11 protein-coding genes, 1 pseudogene and 1 CRISPR repeat array are annotated in these 16,115 nt (G+C 56.9%); of the genes and pseudogenes, 11 read left to right on the top strand and 1 reads right to left on the bottom strand.

Annotation, left to right across the window (positions count from 1 at the left end; genetic code table 11):
* Positions 1-7: 7 nt before the first annotated feature.
* From LKE50_09600 to LKE50_09585, 4 genes are read left to right on the top strand one after another with little or no spacing between them, the layout of a single operon-like run.
* Positions 8-1,114: a PTS fructose transporter subunit IIC gene (locus LKE50_09600; protein ID MCH3968841.1), complete on the top strand. Its 1,107-nt coding sequence runs from the start codon at positions 8-10 to the stop codon at positions 1,112-1,114.
* Between the two features lie 30 nt (positions 1,115-1,144).
* Positions 1,145-2,002, top strand: a complete 858-nt coding sequence (locus tag LKE50_09595; protein MCH3968840.1) for a class II fructose-bisphosphate aldolase family protein — start codon at positions 1,145-1,147, stop codon at positions 2,000-2,002.
* A gap of 44 nt (positions 2,003-2,046) precedes the next feature.
* Positions 2,047-2,946: a ketose-bisphosphate aldolase gene (locus LKE50_09590; protein MCH3968839.1), complete on the top strand. Its 900-nt coding sequence runs from the start codon at positions 2,047-2,049 to the stop codon at positions 2,944-2,946.
* A 37-nt stretch (positions 2,947-2,983) separates the two neighbouring features.
* Positions 2,984-3,439, top strand: a complete 456-nt coding sequence (locus LKE50_09585) for a fructose PTS transporter subunit IIA (GenBank protein MCH3968838.1) — start codon at positions 2,984-2,986, stop codon at positions 3,437-3,439.
* A gap of 107 nt (positions 3,440-3,546) precedes the next feature.
* On the opposite strand, the gene LKE50_09580 is transcribed toward LKE50_09585, so the two are convergent.
* On the bottom strand, positions 3,547-4,491 hold the full coding sequence (locus tag LKE50_09580) for an NERD domain-containing protein (GenBank protein MCH3968837.1): 945 nt from the start codon (positions 4,489-4,491) through the stop codon (positions 3,547-3,549).
* Between the two features lie 148 nt (positions 4,492-4,639).
* Here LKE50_09580 and cas9 point away from each other — a divergent pair, with 148 nt between their 5' ends.
* From cas9 to LKE50_09545, 7 genes and pseudogenes are all read left to right on the top strand, one after another.
* Positions 4,640-7,630, top strand: coding sequence for a type II CRISPR RNA-guided endonuclease Cas9 (cas9, locus tag LKE50_09575; GenBank protein ID MCH3968836.1), 2,991 nt, complete (start codon positions 4,640-4,642; stop codon positions 7,628-7,630).
* Between the two features lie 277 nt (positions 7,631-7,907).
* Positions 7,908-11,110: direct repeats of the CRISPR family, unit length 36 nt; unit sequence GTCTTGGCGCCCGCTCAATTCCCCAGTTGGTACAAT.
* Between the two features lie 287 nt (positions 11,111-11,397).
* Positions 11,398-12,288 (top strand): type II CRISPR-associated endonuclease Cas1, encoded by an 891-nt coding sequence (gene cas1, locus LKE50_09570; GenBank protein MCH3968835.1) that lies wholly within the window; start codon positions 11,398-11,400, stop codon positions 12,286-12,288.
* 8 nt (positions 12,289-12,296) lie between these two features.
* The gene (gene cas2 / locus LKE50_09565) at positions 12,297-12,617 is read left to right on the top strand and encodes a CRISPR-associated endonuclease Cas2 (protein MCH3968834.1); all 321 of its coding nucleotides are present in this window, start codon (positions 12,297-12,299) and stop codon (positions 12,615-12,617) included.
* A gap of 250 nt (positions 12,618-12,867) precedes the next feature.
* Complete coding sequence (locus tag LKE50_09560; protein ID MCH3968833.1) at positions 12,868-13,590, top strand: ion transporter; 723 nt, start codon at positions 12,868-12,870, stop codon at positions 13,588-13,590.
* Between the two features lie 43 nt (positions 13,591-13,633).
* Positions 13,634-14,359, top strand: a complete 726-nt coding sequence (locus tag LKE50_09555) for a metallophosphatase (GenBank protein MCH3968832.1) — start codon at positions 13,634-13,636, stop codon at positions 14,357-14,359.
* 154 nt (positions 14,360-14,513) lie between these two features.
* On the top strand, positions 14,514-14,840 hold the full coding sequence (locus LKE50_09550) for an HIRAN domain-containing protein (protein ID MCH3968831.1): 327 nt from the start codon (positions 14,514-14,516) through the stop codon (positions 14,838-14,840).
* Positions 14,841-15,219: 379 nt separating this feature from the next.
* A pseudogene (locus LKE50_09545) lies at positions 15,220-15,984 on the top strand (virulence RhuM family protein).
* Positions 15,985-16,115: the final 131 nt, after the last annotated feature.

Raw genomic sequence — 16,115 nt, 5'->3', positions numbered from 1 at the left:
AACTGAAATGGCTCAGGAGTCGGTCCTCAAGAAGATTCATCCAAAGCAAGCGGTGCTGACCGCAATCAGCTACATGCTTCCCCTGGTCGTGGCCTCTGGTCTGCTCATTGCCATCGGTAATCTCACAGGTGGTAGCACCATCACATCAATCGATGAGCTCACGGTCCCCAACGCGTTGACTTCCCTTGGCGTCCTGGGCATGGGCCTGCTTCCCTCGTTCATCGCAGGCTACATCTCGTACGCCATCGCGGACCGTCCGGGTCTGGCACCAGGCTTCCTCATGGGGCAGATTGCCTCGTTCCTTGGGGCAGGGTTCCTTGGCGGTATCATTGGTGGTTTCATTGCCGGCGTTATCGCACTCGTTCTTGAGACTTATATCAAGGTACCTCGCTGGGCTAACGCGCTCATGCCCATGATGATCGTGCCGACACTCACAGCCATCGCTGCCGGCCTCATCATGTACTTCGTCTTGGGTACCCCCGTTGTATGGATGACGAATGCTCTCACTGCCTTCATCACGGGTCTTGACCAGTCGCAGAAGGCCCTGTACGGCTTCATAATCGGGTTTATCGGATGCATCGATTACGGCGGCGCAATCTCCAAGGTCCCTAACCTCATCTGCGATGGTCTGCTGCTCCAGGGCATCCAAGGCCCCGAGGGCATCAAGGTCCTTGCTGCCATGGTCCCGCCTCTTGGCGTCACGCTCGCGCTTGTGATCTCCCGTGTGATCAAGAAGCCGATCTTCAATGCGGAAGAGGTCGACAACATCGGTATTGCGTTCCCCATGGGGCTCTGCATGATCTCCGAAGGCGTCATCCCCATCGCCATGAACGACCTCGTTCGTACGGTTATCTGCACGGCTACGGGTTGCGGTGTGTGCGGCGCGCTGAGTTTCTCGATGGGTGTCAACAGCCCTGTGCCCTCCGGCGGCGTCTTCGTCATTCCAGCCATGTCGAACCCCCTTGGAGCGGTTCTCGCCCTTCTTGCAGGGTGCGTCGTGACGGCCGTGATGCTCGTCCTGATCAAGAAGCGTCTTCCCGAGGGAGCCGACAAGGTCGCGCCACCCGAGGAGGAAGAGGCAGACGTCGACCTCAGTGCACTGAAGTTCGACTAATGCCACGGTTGCGGAAGGAGGTTCATCGGCATGTACGTACCAATGCGGGGAATGCTTGATAAGGCACGCGCGGGCGGATATGCGGTCATGGCCATCAACGCCTTCAACCTTGAGAGTGCTCGCGGCATCATACAGGCGGCTACGGAGCTTCAGGCACCCATCATCATCGACCTCCTCCAGGACCATCTCAAGGCATACTTCGATTGCGACGTGCTGGTACCGGCCATCAGGACGCTCGTCGACCAGACTCCCGTTCCCATCGCCATCAACCTCGACCACGGTCATGATGTGGCGCACCTCAAGCGCTGTCTCGCTATAGGATTCTCGAGCGTGATGGTGGATGCATCCATGAAGCCGTACGAGGAGAACGTCCATACCACATCTGAGGTCGTAAGGCTGGCCAAACGTTACGGCGCGAGTGTCGAGGCGGAGGTCGGCTGCATGGGTTGCGTGGATGATTCCGGCCTTACCAGTACGGGGATGTTCACAGATCCGGGCACGGCTGTTAGCTTCATCGAGGATACCGGCATCGACGCGCTCGCGGTCTCTTATGGCTCCACGCACGGTGAATACGCGGCAGATTATGTGCCGACCTTCGACTTCGACATCGTGAGGAGCATCGCTGCTCGAACCAACTGCCCGCTTGTCCTCCATGGTGGGTCTGGGGCTGGCGAGAAGAACATCCTTCAGTCAATCGAAGCCGGTATCAGCAAGATCAACGTGGGGACGGACTACATGATCGCCCAGCGTGAGTATCTGGCGCACGAGCTGGCTGAACGGCCGAAGGCGGACTATCCCTCACTCATGAACGAGTCTGCGGCGGCTGGTGCTGCGGTGGTAAGGCATTACATCAAGGTATCTGGGTCGAGCGGCAAGGCCAGGGATTAGGCCTCGGTTTCGACGGGACATAGACAACGAGAAAGAGGAGAACCATGCTTATCAACATGAATCAGATGCTTGAGGTCGCCAAGGAGAACCACTTTGCGGTCGGAGCGTTCAACGTCGCGGACAGCAATTTCATGCGCACCGTGGCCGAGGCTGCCGAGGAGAACGACTCGCCTGCCATCATCGCCATCCATCCCACCGAGCTCGCATATGTGAAGGATGACTTCATCGCCTATGTTCTCGACCGTGTGAAGAACAGCCCCGTGCCATTCGTGGTCCATATGGATCATGGCGACTCGCTAGCAAGTATCGTGCGTGCTGTGCATGCGGGCTTCAGCTCTGTGATGATCGATGGGTCGCTCCTGCCCTTTGAGGAGAACATCGCCACCACCAAGCAGGTGGTTGACGTATGCCATCTGGTCGACGTCTCGGTCGAGGGCGAGCTCGGTACCATCGGCACCACTGGCACGTCGGTCGAGGGGGGCATGACTGAGGTCAAGTATACGGACCCCGATGATGCCAAGCGCTTCGTGGCCGAGACGGGTGTGGATACCCTGGCGGTCGCCATCGGCACCTGCCATGGCCTGTATCCAAAGGGCGTCACTCCCAAGCTGCGCATGGACGTGCTCGAGTCCATCAAGGGTGTCGTGGACATCCCGCTTGTGCTCCATGGCGGATCGGGGAATCCGGATGCCGAGGTCGCGGAGGCTGTCAGAATCGGCATCCAGAAGGTGAACATCTCGTCCGACTACAAGTACGCCTTCTTCAAGAAGTGCCGCGAGGTTCTTTCCACCACGGAGCTGTGGGACCCCAACTGCATCTACCCTGATTGCATCGTGGAAGCCAAGAAGGTCGTCACGCAGAAGATGCAGCTCTTCAACTCAGTTGGCAAGGCTGCAATCTATCGCGAGCAGAAGACGCCGCAGTGGCGTCAGGAGCAGAATTAGTACGGGTACACAGCCGCTTGGTCTGAAGGGAGAGGTCGTGTCTGACTTCGTCGAGGAGAGGAACGTGTTCGTAGGGCAGGACCTCGGGAGTCGCGAGGACGTGCTTCGGTTTATCTCGGGCAAGGCTGTCGAGTTGGGCTACGGCGCGAGCGTGGCCGATGTGCTCAAGGCGTTTGAGGTCCGGGAGAAGGAGGGGCCCACCGGCATGATGGACGGCATTGCTGTGCCGCATGCCAAGTCGAATGCGATCGGCAGGGTGGGCATAATAGTCGTACGGACTACGAAGGCCCTTACGTGGCCGTCCTTCGATGAGGCCCCCATCGACGTCTCCATCGCTCTGATGGTGCCAGAGGACAAGGCATCTACCACGCATCTCAAGTTGCTTTCGAAGCTCGCCGTGCTGGTCATGGACGAGGACTTCAGGAGCAACCTGAGGCAGATGCAAGAGCCGGGCGACATTGCTCGGTGCATCAATGCGGGGCTGCCGGAGTAGGGCAAGGTAACTTCGGAGGGTCGAGGTGGGGATACCGGACATGTCGGTATCCCCACCTTCGTTTATGCTGGTACGATGGCCGTCAAGTGAGATTGACTCTGCCAATCTCACTTGACGATGTCTACGATGCCCTTGCAGTCCGGCCAACGGCTGCAGCCCCAGAAGGGCTCGCCGGCATGTGGCCCCTTCTTGGCCGTGCGCCTTACCATGGGCGCACCGCAGTCGGGGCAGAGGGGGACGCCCTCGGCTACGGCAACGCTGCCACTGGTGGCCGGCATGTTCGTCTGCGCCACGCCCGCGGCATCGGCCAGCTGGTATCCCGAGGTGACGTTTCGATTGCTGGGGATGTCATGCGTGAGCCAGCGCTCGGCTTCCTCGCGCATGTCCTTGTCGGAACTTCTGCCGTTGCCAGCCTTCTTGCCTGCTTCGTTGGCGCGACCCAGGTAGTCGATGAGGGTGTCGGCGCGGATGATCTGGTCCTTGATCTCGCGTGGCGCGTAGCGGTCGTTGAGGACGGTCCTGTCGTTAGCCAGCACCACGACGGAGTCGTAGAGGTCATCGAACCAATGGTCAAAGGCGATGCGGCCGATCGTACCCTTCTCTGAGAGACGGATGGACCTCAGAAGCTCGAGGTGTCGCTTGTTCTGCGAGATGGGCGACTCGATGCCTTCGCGGACGTGCCGGTGGTCACGGTCGAAGTTGCGGATGAACTGCCCTTGGTCGTCGACCGTGATGTTACCGGTGAGTTTCTTGCACTCGATGACGACATTGACGTAGGGCGCGATCACGAGGAAGTCGATCTGGCTCGAGAGGTCGCCGTGCTCGAGGTTGAGGTCGTGGATCACATAGATGGGGAGGTGCGAGTTCCTGAGTTGGAAGGTGATCTCATCCTCGCCGTCGATGCCTGCCTTCTTGATGTGGATGTCACGTTCGAGGCGCCAACGGTCGGACGGAGCAATGCGGGGGAGAAGGGCCTGCATCTGGGCGAGCTCGTCGGTGGCCGAGGAACCCTCCTTGGCGAAGACTGGCTCAGGGTGTGAGAAGAGGGACATGGGGAACCTCCTTGTGAAATCCGCTAAAGATGGCAGAACTGGGCTGGCGCGCGGACGTCGTAACCACAAATTCAGTCTATCGGAATAGACCTGAACCAAAGGGCTACGATAGGCGTATCAACGACGTCTTCCATAGGGGATGACTTGTATGGCCAAGAACGATGAGGTGCGCCCATATTATGTTCTGGGTCTCGACCCAGGTATCGCGAGCTGCGGATTCGCGCTCCTTGATATGGATAATCATAAAATTCTCGAGATGGGCTCCCATCTTTTTGATACGCCGCAAACGGATAAGACCCATACGAGCCTTGCCGTCGTACGAAGGAATGCCCGGAGCATTCGAAGGAACAACGAGCGTACGAAGAACCGTCAGAAGCACTGTCTTAAGATCCTTGTTCAATATGGGCTCGTTCCACAAACGGCTGACAAACAGTGGTTTCAAACTAAGCCGGGAGATCGACCCACTCTAAAGCTAAGAGCTCGCGGTCTTGACCAACTTCTCAGCGACAGAGAGCTTGCCCAGGTCCTCTATTCCCTATCTGGTAGGCGTGGTTATATTCCGCACGGTATTGGACATGTTGATGCAGCAAGTGCTGACGAGGGTCTTGTAAGCGAGGAAGATGGCAAGGTTCTCAAGGCTGTTCAAGAGAATGCTGCCCTAATGAAGGCCAATGGATATAGAACCGTCGGCGAGATGCTCAACGCGAGGGGCGAGTCTCGCAACAAGTCTGGCAAATATGAGTTGTGTGTCCTCAATAGCCAGTTGGCAGAAGAGGCGCGACAGCTTCTGCAAGCGCAGGAGCGGCTGGGAAACCCCAAGGTTTCATCCAACTTGGTAGATGAATACATCTCCTGCATGCAATGGGAAAAGGAGACGCTTGGCCATGATGCCAAGGTGTACTCACAGGTAGGGAAGTGCGTCTACTTCGAGGACGAGCGCCGGGCCGCCAACGCGGATCTTTCCTCAGAGCTTTGCAGGGCCTATGAGCGTCTCGGTCACCTTGTGATTGTTGAGGAGTCTGGAGACGAGAAGAGACTCACTTCCGACCAGAGGGATCAATATCTCGAACTGCTATTCTCTCCTGCCTTCATAAAAGGCAACAAGGACTGCAAAGTCACCTATAGCAGGATTAGAAAGGACCTTGACCTCTCTGAGCGTTCCCTGTTTAAGGGGATTGCTCGAGATGATGAGAAGAAGAGTGAGGTCTTCATTCCAAAGGCGTGGCGCTCCATGAGAAAACATGGTATTCCGACCGCACTGATGGAGAGGATGCTCCAAGACCATTCCTTTGCCGATGCCATCGGCGAGGCCTTGACCTATGCGAGTACGGAAGACAGTCTGAGGGCGCAGCTCGAACCTCTTGATCTTGGTGAGGCTGACGAGAACGCGATATCCGCGCTACCTTTTTCAAGCAAGGTGTTTAGCGGTTATGGCAACAGGAGTCTCAAAGCCATCAGGCTCCTACTCGATTCCTTTGACGATTCTGCGGTCATGACGCTTACCGAGGCTGAAGAGGCATCGGGCTTGTTGAACCTTCGTCTTCACCATGAGCAGACAAAGAGTACGGTGCTGGAGCCGTACTACCTCTATGACCCAACGTGTAATAATCCCGTTGTCCTTCGTGCCATGGGCCGTATGCGTCGCATCGTAAATGCGATTATCAAGATTTATGGTGTGCCAGACGAAATTCATATCGAACTTGGTAGGGAGCTCAAGCAGTCTGGCAAGGAAAAGGCCAAGATTGCCAAGTCGAACCTAAGGAACCAAGCAAACAACAAAGCCTGGAGCGAAACCATCGGAGAGTCGCTTGGCATCGCACCAGAAGAGGTGCGAGGAAAGCTGCTCAGGATGTATGGTCTGTGGCTCGAGCAGGGCAACAAGGACATTTATACCGGGCAGACAATCGAGTATGAGCGCATGATTCGCGAGGACCACTATTGTGAAATCGACCATGTCCTGCCTTATTCACGGACATGCGATGACGGTAGGGCGAACAAGGTGCTTGTACTTGCCAAGAGTAATCAGGACAAGCGCGAACGTACTCCCTATGAGTGGATGGAAGAAGACTCGTCAGCACCAGATTGGGAAAATTACCGTGCTCGCGTAATCGAGCAAGTGAAGGATCCAAGAAAGCGCCGCAATCTACTTAACGATGATTTAGCAGAGGGTGACCACGAAGCCGCATTTCTGGCGCGAAACCTTAATGACACCCGGTATATGTCACGTGCTGTGAAGAGTTACCTTGAGGACACCCTGTTGTTCCCTGACGATGGTAGAACGAAGCACGTGCTGGCGGTGGCAGGCGGAGCGACCGGTAATCTGCGATGGGTTTGGGGCCTGAACACGGGCGAGAACAACAGCAAGGACCGCAGCGACGATCGGCACCATGCGGTTGATGCCGCAATTATCGCCGCCTGCAATGAGGCGACGGTACAGAAGGTGGCTCGAGAGCGAGCACGCGGAGCCAAGGCATTCAAGGCAAACAGAGAGAGCCGACTCGCAGATACGCAGCCTTGGCCGACGTTTGCGGACGATGTTTTGGCGAGGAGGGAAGAGGTCATTCCTACCCGCATGGTCAATCATGGAGTAACGGGGCGTGCTTTCGAGGATACTCTGTACCACTATGAAGGTAAGGCGGATGAGAAGACCGGGCTGAGCCGCTTGAGGTCAGGGGGCAAGACGGTCAAGAAGGGGAATGTAGAGATACTTGAGGATGGGTCTGCTCGTCTGATCGACGGCATGGCCTTCCTACGGCTCTGGCTTGATCCCGACGCTCGGCCCAACGGGAAGGTCAAGGGTAGGTACTATGCAGAGCCTGTCTATTACGCTGACATTCCTGCGATAAAGAACGGCACATATGTGCCGAGGGCTTGCAAAAATCACGTTGCAAGGACCGAATGGGAGCCCATACCTCTTGCTGCTATGGGGCATAAACCCGTGACGTTGTTTAGAGGAGACGTTATCTCGCTGGATGGCGTGCTTCTGCGTTTCTGGTCATTCGGTATTACCAACTGTAATATGGAGCTTCATGACATGCATACGGGCGAGGCCATTACTCCGTTATTGACAGTCTCTTCTCTGGGGAGGGACTCTGCGCTGTTCGTCATACAAGAAGACGTGCTGGGGCATCGTTGCTGAATCAGCGTCATCGCACAAATGAGTAATGAATCGGTAGGTCGTCTTGGCGCCCGCTCAATTCCCCAGTTGGTACAATGGACCGAGGCGAACCCTTACGCGACGCTCGGTCTTGGCGCCCGCTCAATTCCCCAGTTGGTACAATCGAAGCAGTCGGAGTTCATCGACCTCTGCCGTCTTGGCGCCCGCTCAATTCCCCAGTTGGTACAATGTCGGCGCGGTGGCCTCTCTGCGGCCTCTGGTCTTGGCGCCCGCTCAATTCCCCAGTTGGTACAATCTGCTAAGGGCGCCCGCTCAATTCCCCAGTTGGTACAATCGGTTTCCCCCGAGCTCGTGGAAGCTGTAGGTCTTGGCGCCCGCTCAATTCCCCAGTTGGTACAATTCCACTTGCGCATATCGGGTCGGTGGTCGTGTCTTGGCGCCCGCTCAATTCCCCAGTTGGTACAATCATATGAGACGGGAGCTTCGTAAACGGCGAGTCTTGGCGCCCGCTCAATTCCCCAGTTGGTACAATGGCGACTCAGAAGCAACGCTACCTCGAGCGGTCTTGGCGCCCGCTCAATTCCCCAGTTGGTACAATCGAGGTCCTGTCACCCGTCCGCTTTAAGGAGTCTTGGCGCCCGCTCAATTCCCCAGTTGGTACAATTTCCGAGGTCACGGCATGAGGAAGGCCCCCGTCTTGGCGCCCGCTCAATTCCCCAGTTGGTACAATGGTAGTGCTGCTTTGCATCCTCAGCGTCAGGTCTTGGCGCCCGCTCAATTCCCCAGTTGGTACAATCAGCTCGCATGGCAGGCCGCTCTCCTTGAGGTCTTGGCGCCCGCTCAATTCCCCAGTCGGTACAATTCGGCGGGAGTGGATACCTCGCATTCCTGCGTCTTGGCGCCCGCTCAATTCCCCAGTTGGTACAATTGAGGTCCGGCCTGTCCTGTGCCTTGATGGGTCTTGGCGCCCGCTCAATTCCCCAGTTGGTACAATCGCGACCTTCGATGACCAGGATGACCGCGAGTCTTGGCGCCCGCTCAATTCCCCAGTCGGTACAATTCACCGACCCAGACGACATCAACGTGCTTAGTCTTGGCGCCCGCTCAATTCCCCAGTTGGTACAATCGCGAAGCTACTCAGAAGGAGAAAGCATAGTCTTGGCGCCCGCTCAATTCCCCAGTTGGTACAATTTGCATGGAGCAGGCCCGCGAGGTCGCAGAGTCTTGGCGCCCGCTCAATTCCCCAGTTGGTACAATCTTCTGCCCGTCGGTGTATGCCACCGTTCCGTCTTGGCGCCCGCTCAATTCCCCAGTTGGTACAATGCCGATGGCGGCGGTAACGGACGGAACCTAGTCTTGGCGCCCGCTCAATTCCCCAGTTGGTACAATATCGCGCGTCCTCCTCGGGATCTACGGACCGTCTTGGCGCCCGCTCAATTCCCCAGTTGGTACAATACGTGAACGTGAGGCGCTGACCAGCTGCGAGTCTTGGCGCCCGCTCAATTCCCCAGTTGGTACAATCGACTGCGCAAACAACGCCCTGAAGCACATGTCTTGGCGCCCGCTCAATTCCCCAGTTGGTACAATCCGCGAACATGTACACGAGCGACTGTGTCAGTCTTGGCGCCCGCTCAATTCCCCAGTTGGTACAATGATACCAGTTGCCATCTATGCCACCACCTTGTCTTGGCGCCCGCTCAATTCCCCAGTTGGTACAATGACGCTGCGTGTGCTGGGTCCATCCCGTGTGTCTTGGCGCCCGCTCAATTCCCCAGTTGGTACAATGCAGGTAGTCAGACCTGACCGAGAGCGTGTGTCTTGGCGCCCGCTCAATTCCCCAGTTGGTACAATCCTCGGCCTCGGTACTGTCATCGTCGACTCGTCTTGGCGCCCGCTCAATTCCCCAGTTGGTACAATTTCATGGCAGCCGACGATAAGGTGGAGGAAGTCTTGGCGCCCGCTCAATTCCCCAGTTGGTACAATAGTGGATGGCCGCACCGATGGGCTGTTCCGGTCTTGGCGCCCGCTCAATTCCCCAGTTGGTACAATCTGACCAGCTCGGCTACGACTGCCCAAGCGGTCTTGGCGCCCGCTCAATTCCCCAGTTGGTACAATCGCCACCACGGGAAGCAAGACCTACACGCTGTCTTGGCGCCCGCTCAATTCCCCAGTTGGTACAATCGTCGCAGTTGCAGAGTACGGAGGCACCCTGTCTTGGCGCCCGCTCAATTCCCCAGTTGGTACAATATGCAGACGTATGACTGCTGCTTCACGCCAGTCTTGGCGCCCGCTCAATTCCCCAGTTGGTACAATTGTTATCGCTCGTAACTGCTCTTTCCGACGGTCTTGGCGCCCGCTCAATTCCCCAGTTGGTACAATACGTGTCGCGGAGGACGTTCACCAGCTACAGTCTTGGCGCCCGCTCAATTCCCCAGTTGGTACAATGCAGATGATGGGGGCTCGCTTACTTGCTCGGTCTTGGCGCCCGCTCAATTCCCCAGTTGGTACAATTGACCGCGAGCACGCCGGGCACTACGTCTGGTCTTGGCGCCCGCTCAATTCCCCAGTTGGTACAATGGCCATGGTGTTTGCGTATGTGAACTTCACGTCTTGGCGCCCGCTCAATTCCCCAGTTGGTACAATCCCTGAGCGTTCGCACGAGCCCGCCTGGGAGTCTTGGCGCCCGCTCAATTCCCCAGTTGGTACAATTGGGTCTTTAAGACGTGTCGCTAGGTCTTGGTCTTGGCGCCCGCTCAATTCCCCAGTTGGTACAATTCAAGGTGGAGCTTGGCTCGACCGCTACCCGTCTTGGCGCCCGCTCAATTCCCCAGTTGGTACAATCGCGAGAAGCACGGGGCCGACTCATGCTGAGTCTTGGCGCCCGCTCAATTCCCCAGTTGGTACAATCGAAGGAGGACGAATGAGCGAGACAATCGAGTCTTGGCGCCCGCTCAATTCCCCAGTTGGTACAATAGAGCCCGGTCACGTCGCCGATGTCGCATGGTCTTGGCGCCCGCTCAATTCCCCAGTTGGTACAATGCGCGGCGCGTGCGGTGGAGCTTCGCAAGAGTCTTGGCGCCCGCTCAATTCCCCAGTTGGTACAATCTTCGAGACATAGACGGACCAGCCTTGGAGGTCTTGGCGCCCGCTCAATTCCCCAGTTGGTACAATCGGACCAGCTCGGCTACGACTGCCCGACGAGTCTTGGCGCCCGCTCAATTCCCCAGTTGGTACAATGGTCGTCCAAGGAGGGAACGGCACGACACAGTCTTGGCGCCCGCTCAATTCCCCAGTTGGTACAATCGTGACCACGATCAGCATCGATGATGCCAAGTCTTGGCGCCCGCTCAATTCCCCAGTTGGTACAATGGACTGGGACAACTTCGCGAAGACGTTCCAGTCTTGGCGCCCGCTCAATTCCCCAGTTGGTACAATGGTCGGCTGGCAGCGCGTCGATGGGTCACTGTCTTGGCGCCCGCTCAATTCCCCAGTTGGTACAATGCCTGACCCAAAGAACCCTCTGCGAACAGGGGGTTCTTTGGTATGGAACGAAGATATTCTGTAACTAGAAGGCTCAAATATGACTCCTACAGCCCGGAATTCAGGGAATGGTGCCTAGAAAAAGGATCGCCCGCCCCATCCAGAGGATGAGACGGGTTAACCTTGCGGGTAATCATCGGTAAACCGAAGATTCCCTTGTCTAGGCGCTTGTTCCGCTCAACTCCCCAGTTGGTACAACTATCGCCTAAACTGTGATTATCATACCTCTTTCTGGAGGTGCAGTAACGATGCCTAAACGAACGATCTGCATCCAGTCTCCCGCAAAACTTTCTGCTTGTGACAAAGCTCTGCTCATCATTCAGGATGAGCGACAGGTAAGAGTGCCCTTCGAGGACATCTGGGTCGTAATTCTTGAAACGCATCAAGCACAGATCACAACGGCAGCCCTGTCCCAACTTGCAGACGGGGGAATTGGAGTGATGCTATGCGGAGATGACCATATGCCGAACGGTTTGTTCCTACCCTTGGGCGCTCATTCACGTCATGCCGATATCGTTGAGAATCAGCTTGCGATTTCGAAGCCGATGCAGAAGCGTCTGTGGCAGAGAATCGTAAAGGCGAAGATTACGAATCAAGCAAGTGTGCTGGAGCTTTGTGGGAAGAGCCCATGCTCTGTAGGGCGCTATGTAGCTGAGGTCAAGTCTGGCGATACTGATAATCGTGAGGGCGCGGCTGCGGCAGCCTACTTCAAGGAGCTCATTGATGATGGCAACCGACGCATCGGGCCCTATTCTGGTCCTCTAAACTATGGCTATAACATCCTGAGGGCGGGTGTCGCCCGGGCTGCAGTTGCTGGCGGGTGGCTCGTCTCTCGTGGCCTAAATCACCATAACGAGCTCAATGCCTTCAATCTTGTCGATGATCTCATCGAGCCGTTCAGACCGCTCGTAGACTTGATCGTGGTAAAACAGCACCTGGCAGGCGATCTCACCCATGAGAAGAAAATCGTGCTCGCTTCTGTTTTTGAACGACTCGTCAAACTTGATGGGAGACTCGTCACGTCGCAGACCGCCATTGAGTTGATGCTCGTTTCGCTCAAAGCCGCTGTCTATGACGCCGATTATTCAGAACTTCTTCTTCCTTCAATTGTGCCGCTACAGATGTTCTCGGACGAGTAGGAGAGGTCATGAGGTCAATGAGGCTTCTTGTGATGTTCGACCTTCCGACTGGCAACTCGACGGAACGAAAGACCTATGCCCAGTTCAGGAAGTTCCTTATCAAGGATGGCTATTACATGGAACAGTTCAGCGTCTATTCGCGGGTACTCTCCTCGAGAGATCGAGCCCAGTCTCACCTCCAGAGGCTAAAGGCGAACTTGCCTCCAACGGGCGCAGTAACAGCGCTTCTGTTAACCGAGAAGCAGTATGAAGAGAGGGCCATTCTCATTGACACAAGACCAGCTCAGAAGTATGAGGAGCTGGGACCTCAGTTGACCATGTCCTTCTGATGGGCGATTGCTTCGCAGCTCCGACAATGCCTACGAGGACATGAAGGAGCGTGTGGTAGGTCGGCTCAAGGCGTTCTTCTCGAGATTCAACGGGCTGGGGTAGGAGCAGCGTACCTCATCAATCAGCACGTTGTGGATGGCTCCCATAATTCATGTTGCTTGGAGTACCTGATGGAGCCACTAATGAAGCCCGCCAATCTTATGGGTGCCTATCATATTGCGTGGAAATTGCTGGCAATCAAAAGGACGGATGAGCGGCTTGATCTCAAGGGCACGGATTGACCAGGTTCTGCATAGCGATGACGAGGACGACAAAGTCGGAGTCTTCTACGGCCGTGCGATGACCATCATCATCCTGGTAAGCATGTTGCCCCTATGCTTCAAAGAGGACAATCTTGGGTTCTCGATTATCGAATACGGAACGGTCACGATATTCATCGTCGATTATGCCTTGCGCTGGATGACATCAGACCTACGGCTTCATATGGGAGCGCGTTCGTTCTTCCTCTATCCGTTTACGCCTATGGCCATTGTCGACCTGCTGACTATCCTGCCAGCCTTCAACTTGCTCGGTTCGGCCTGGAAGGTCTCAAGGCTTCTGCGCCTTGTGCGTGTGATGCGGGCTTTCAAGCTGATTCGTTATTCAAAGAGCCTCCGCGTCGTCGTAGACGTGCTGTCACGGAAGCGCCAGGCGCTTCTCGCTGTACTTGGTCTTGCGGTGGCCTACATTCTCATCTCTGCGCTTGTCGTCTTCAACGTCGAGCCCAACACGTTCAGAACGCTCTTTGATGCCATCTATTGGGCAGTCATAAGCCTGACTACGGTCGGCTATGGGGATATCTATCCCACCACGATGGTCGGTAGAACTGTCGCGATGATCTCGTCTCTCATGGGTGTCGCTGTTGTAGCTCTGCCATCCAGCATCATCACCGTGGGGCTTCTTGAGGAACTCCATACTGAGGCAGAGATGTAAAGGCTGGAGCTGTTTGCGAGCCTGATGTGTCCAGGAGGTGCCCATGTCTCGTTTCTTCGTCACTGGTGACTACCACGGAGGCCTCGACAGGTCCAAGCTCGAGGAGGAGGTGTTCCCCGAGGGCTATGGGCTCACGCGCGACGACTACGTCATCATCCTCGGCGACTTCGGCCTGCCGTGGGACTCGGTCGCGGACAACTCGGACGACCTTGGCTGGCTCGAGTCGCGTCCCTGGACCACCCTCTTCGTCGACGGCAACCACGAGTACTACCCCGCGTTCGAGGACCTTCCCGAGGACGACCTGTTCGGTGGCAGGGTGCAGTGCTACGAGGACTGGCCGCACATCATCCATCTCATGCGCGGCGAGACCTATCAGCTCGGCGGCACGACCGCCTTCGTCATGGGTGGTGCCACGAGCGTGGACAAGGCCTGGCGCGTCCCTGGCGAGACGTGGTTCGCCGAGGAGCTGCCAGACGAGTACGAGTACGACCGTGCCCTGGCCTCCCTTGACGACGCGGATTGGAAGGTTGACTACGTGCTTACGCACACCTGTGCCGACCGCATGCTCGGGCAGGTGCTGCGCTCGGACGAGGGCCAGATCGACCATGATCAGCTCACGGGGTTCCTCGACAACCTCGAGGACCGTCTCACCTACCGCCGTTGGTACTTCGGCCACTTCCATTACGACGAGGATGTCGATGACCGGCATACGGTGCTCTACCAGGAGGTCATCGAGCTGGGAAAGGCCCTGTACGACTGGGATGAGTGACCGGTGTCGCGAGATGCCACCTGGGGATTCCTATGCTCATGCGTTGGGGAAATCGATGAGATGAGTTGGGGAAATGCGCGCGAGGGTCGTGCATTGATGTCCCACCCCTCCCGTACGCTGTCCTCGAAGGTGGGACACGTCCAAGGAGGACATCATGTACGAGCCATCGCGTGAGTTCATGAGCTTTCATGTGGCAGGGTTCTCGCACTGGTACGGGCTCGAGGTGGCGGACGAGCTCAAGCCCGGCACGTCCGTCTCGCTCGTGGCCGAGCCCGACAACCCGTACGACCCGCAGGCCGTCGCCGTCATGCGTGGCACCACCAAGATCGGCTACGTCCCGGCAGACCGCAACGCGTCGATCGCGCAGCTGCTCTTCTTCGGGCATGGCAGCGCCTTCACGGCAAAGGTCGCCCAGGTCGATCCTACCGAGCACCCCGAGCATCAGGTCCGTGTGACGGTCTTCGTGGTCGACGCGCGGTAAGGGGCTACGCTTGACGGCGCCCGGCATGTTTCGGTGGTGCCCCGGCAGGTCGTGAGCCTGAGCCTGCTATCGTTTCCTTGGAATGGCGGGAATGCCTTATACGGCACTGATTCGCTGCGGATATCGGCGGGGGAGGGACATGATGGACGAATCTGGCGAGATAGTCATGTACGAGGCTGCTGATGGCACTACCAAGATCGAGGTATCCCTCTTGGGCGAGACCGTCTGGCTCACTCAGGCTCAGATGGCTGACCTCTTTGGTGTGTCAGTGAGCACGATATCGCGGCATCTCATGCATATCTACGATGAAGGTGAACTCGATGAGCCCAGCACAACCCGAAATTTGCAGAAAGTGCAAATGAATAGCGCTGGTACTCCTATGCGTCCAAAGACGGCGTATAGCCTCGATGCTGTGATATCCGTGGGATATAGGGTGAACTCCAGGCGTGCCACGGCTTTTCGACAGTGGGCCACAGCGGTCCTTAAAGAGTATATGGTCAAAGGGTTCGCCTTGAACGATGAGCGCCTTAAGGGTAGCGGTGGTGGTTCCTACTGGCACGAGCTCCTCGACCGCATTCGTGATATCCGATCTTCCGAGAAGGTGCTCTATCGGCAGGTCCTGGACCTCTAAGCCACAGCGGTCGATTACGACCCGAAGGCTCAAGAGTCCACAGAGTTCTTCAAGTTGGTCCAGAACAAGCTTCATTTTGCTGCTCATGGCCATACTGCTGCCGAGGTCATATTCGAGCGTGCCGATGCCGAGAGACCTCTTATGGGCCTCACGTCATTCGCCGGCAAACAGGTGACCTTGGCTGATACACGAGTAGCCAAGAACTATCTCGAGGAAGACGAGCTCAAGCGTTTGAATAACCTCGTGTCAGCGTTCTTCGACCTGGCTGAGTTCCGTGCCCAGAGTCATCTGCCCACTTACATGGCTGACTATGTCGAGCAGCTCGACAATACGATTCGTACCGTAGGCGCAGATGTGCTCGAGGGTGCGGGAACGGTGAGTCACGAGCAGGCCATGACCAAGGCCGAGCGGGAGTACCGTCGCTATCAGGTGCAGGAGGTCTCCCCTGTCGAGCGGTCATATCTTGACTCGCTCAATGAGGCCGAGAAGGTTCTTTCCAAGCGTAGGGAGTAAGCGATATAGGTCACGTGACGGTCTTCGTGGTCGACGCGCGGTAGGGAAGGAGCGGCTCGGCATATGGGCCGGCCTGGGCTTCCCCCTCATCCCCTCTTCCTGCCGCTGACCGATGCGCCGCCGGTGCTTGG

The organism is Atopobiaceae bacterium, assembly GCA_022483015.1.
Lineage (GTDB): Bacteria > Actinomycetota > Coriobacteriia > Coriobacteriales > Atopobiaceae > JALCUE01.
The sequence above is the reverse complement of the archived record's forward strand: the minus strand, read 5'-3'. Positions and strand labels throughout refer to the sequence as shown.

Excerpts from the sequence above, each read along its gene's own strand:
- LKE50_09600 (MCH3968841.1), top strand. The coding sequence starts at position 8 with ATGGCTCAGGAGTCGGTCCTCAAGAAGATTCATCCAAAGCAAGCGGTG.
- LKE50_09595 (MCH3968840.1), top strand. The coding sequence starts at position 1,145 with ATGTACGTACCAATGCGGGGAATGCTTGATAAGGCACGCGCGGGCGGA.
- LKE50_09590 (MCH3968839.1), top strand. The coding sequence starts at position 2,047 with ATGCTTATCAACATGAATCAGATGCTTGAGGTCGCCAAGGAGAACCAC.
- LKE50_09580 (MCH3968837.1), bottom strand. The coding sequence starts at position 4,491 with ATGTCCCTCTTCTCACACCCTGAGCCAGTCTTCGCCAAGGAGGGTTCC.
- cas9 (MCH3968836.1), top strand. The coding sequence starts at position 4,640 with ATGGCCAAGAACGATGAGGTGCGCCCATATTATGTTCTGGGTCTCGAC.
- cas1 (MCH3968835.1), top strand. The coding sequence starts at position 11,398 with ATGCCTAAACGAACGATCTGCATCCAGTCTCCCGCAAAACTTTCTGCT.
- cas2 (MCH3968834.1), top strand. The coding sequence starts at position 12,297 with ATGAGGTCAATGAGGCTTCTTGTGATGTTCGACCTTCCGACTGGCAAC.
- LKE50_09560 (MCH3968833.1), top strand. The coding sequence starts at position 12,868 with ATGAGCGGCTTGATCTCAAGGGCACGGATTGACCAGGTTCTGCATAGC.
- LKE50_09555 (MCH3968832.1), top strand. The coding sequence starts at position 13,634 with ATGTCTCGTTTCTTCGTCACTGGTGACTACCACGGAGGCCTCGACAGG.
- LKE50_09550 (MCH3968831.1), top strand. The coding sequence starts at position 14,514 with ATGTACGAGCCATCGCGTGAGTTCATGAGCTTTCATGTGGCAGGGTTC.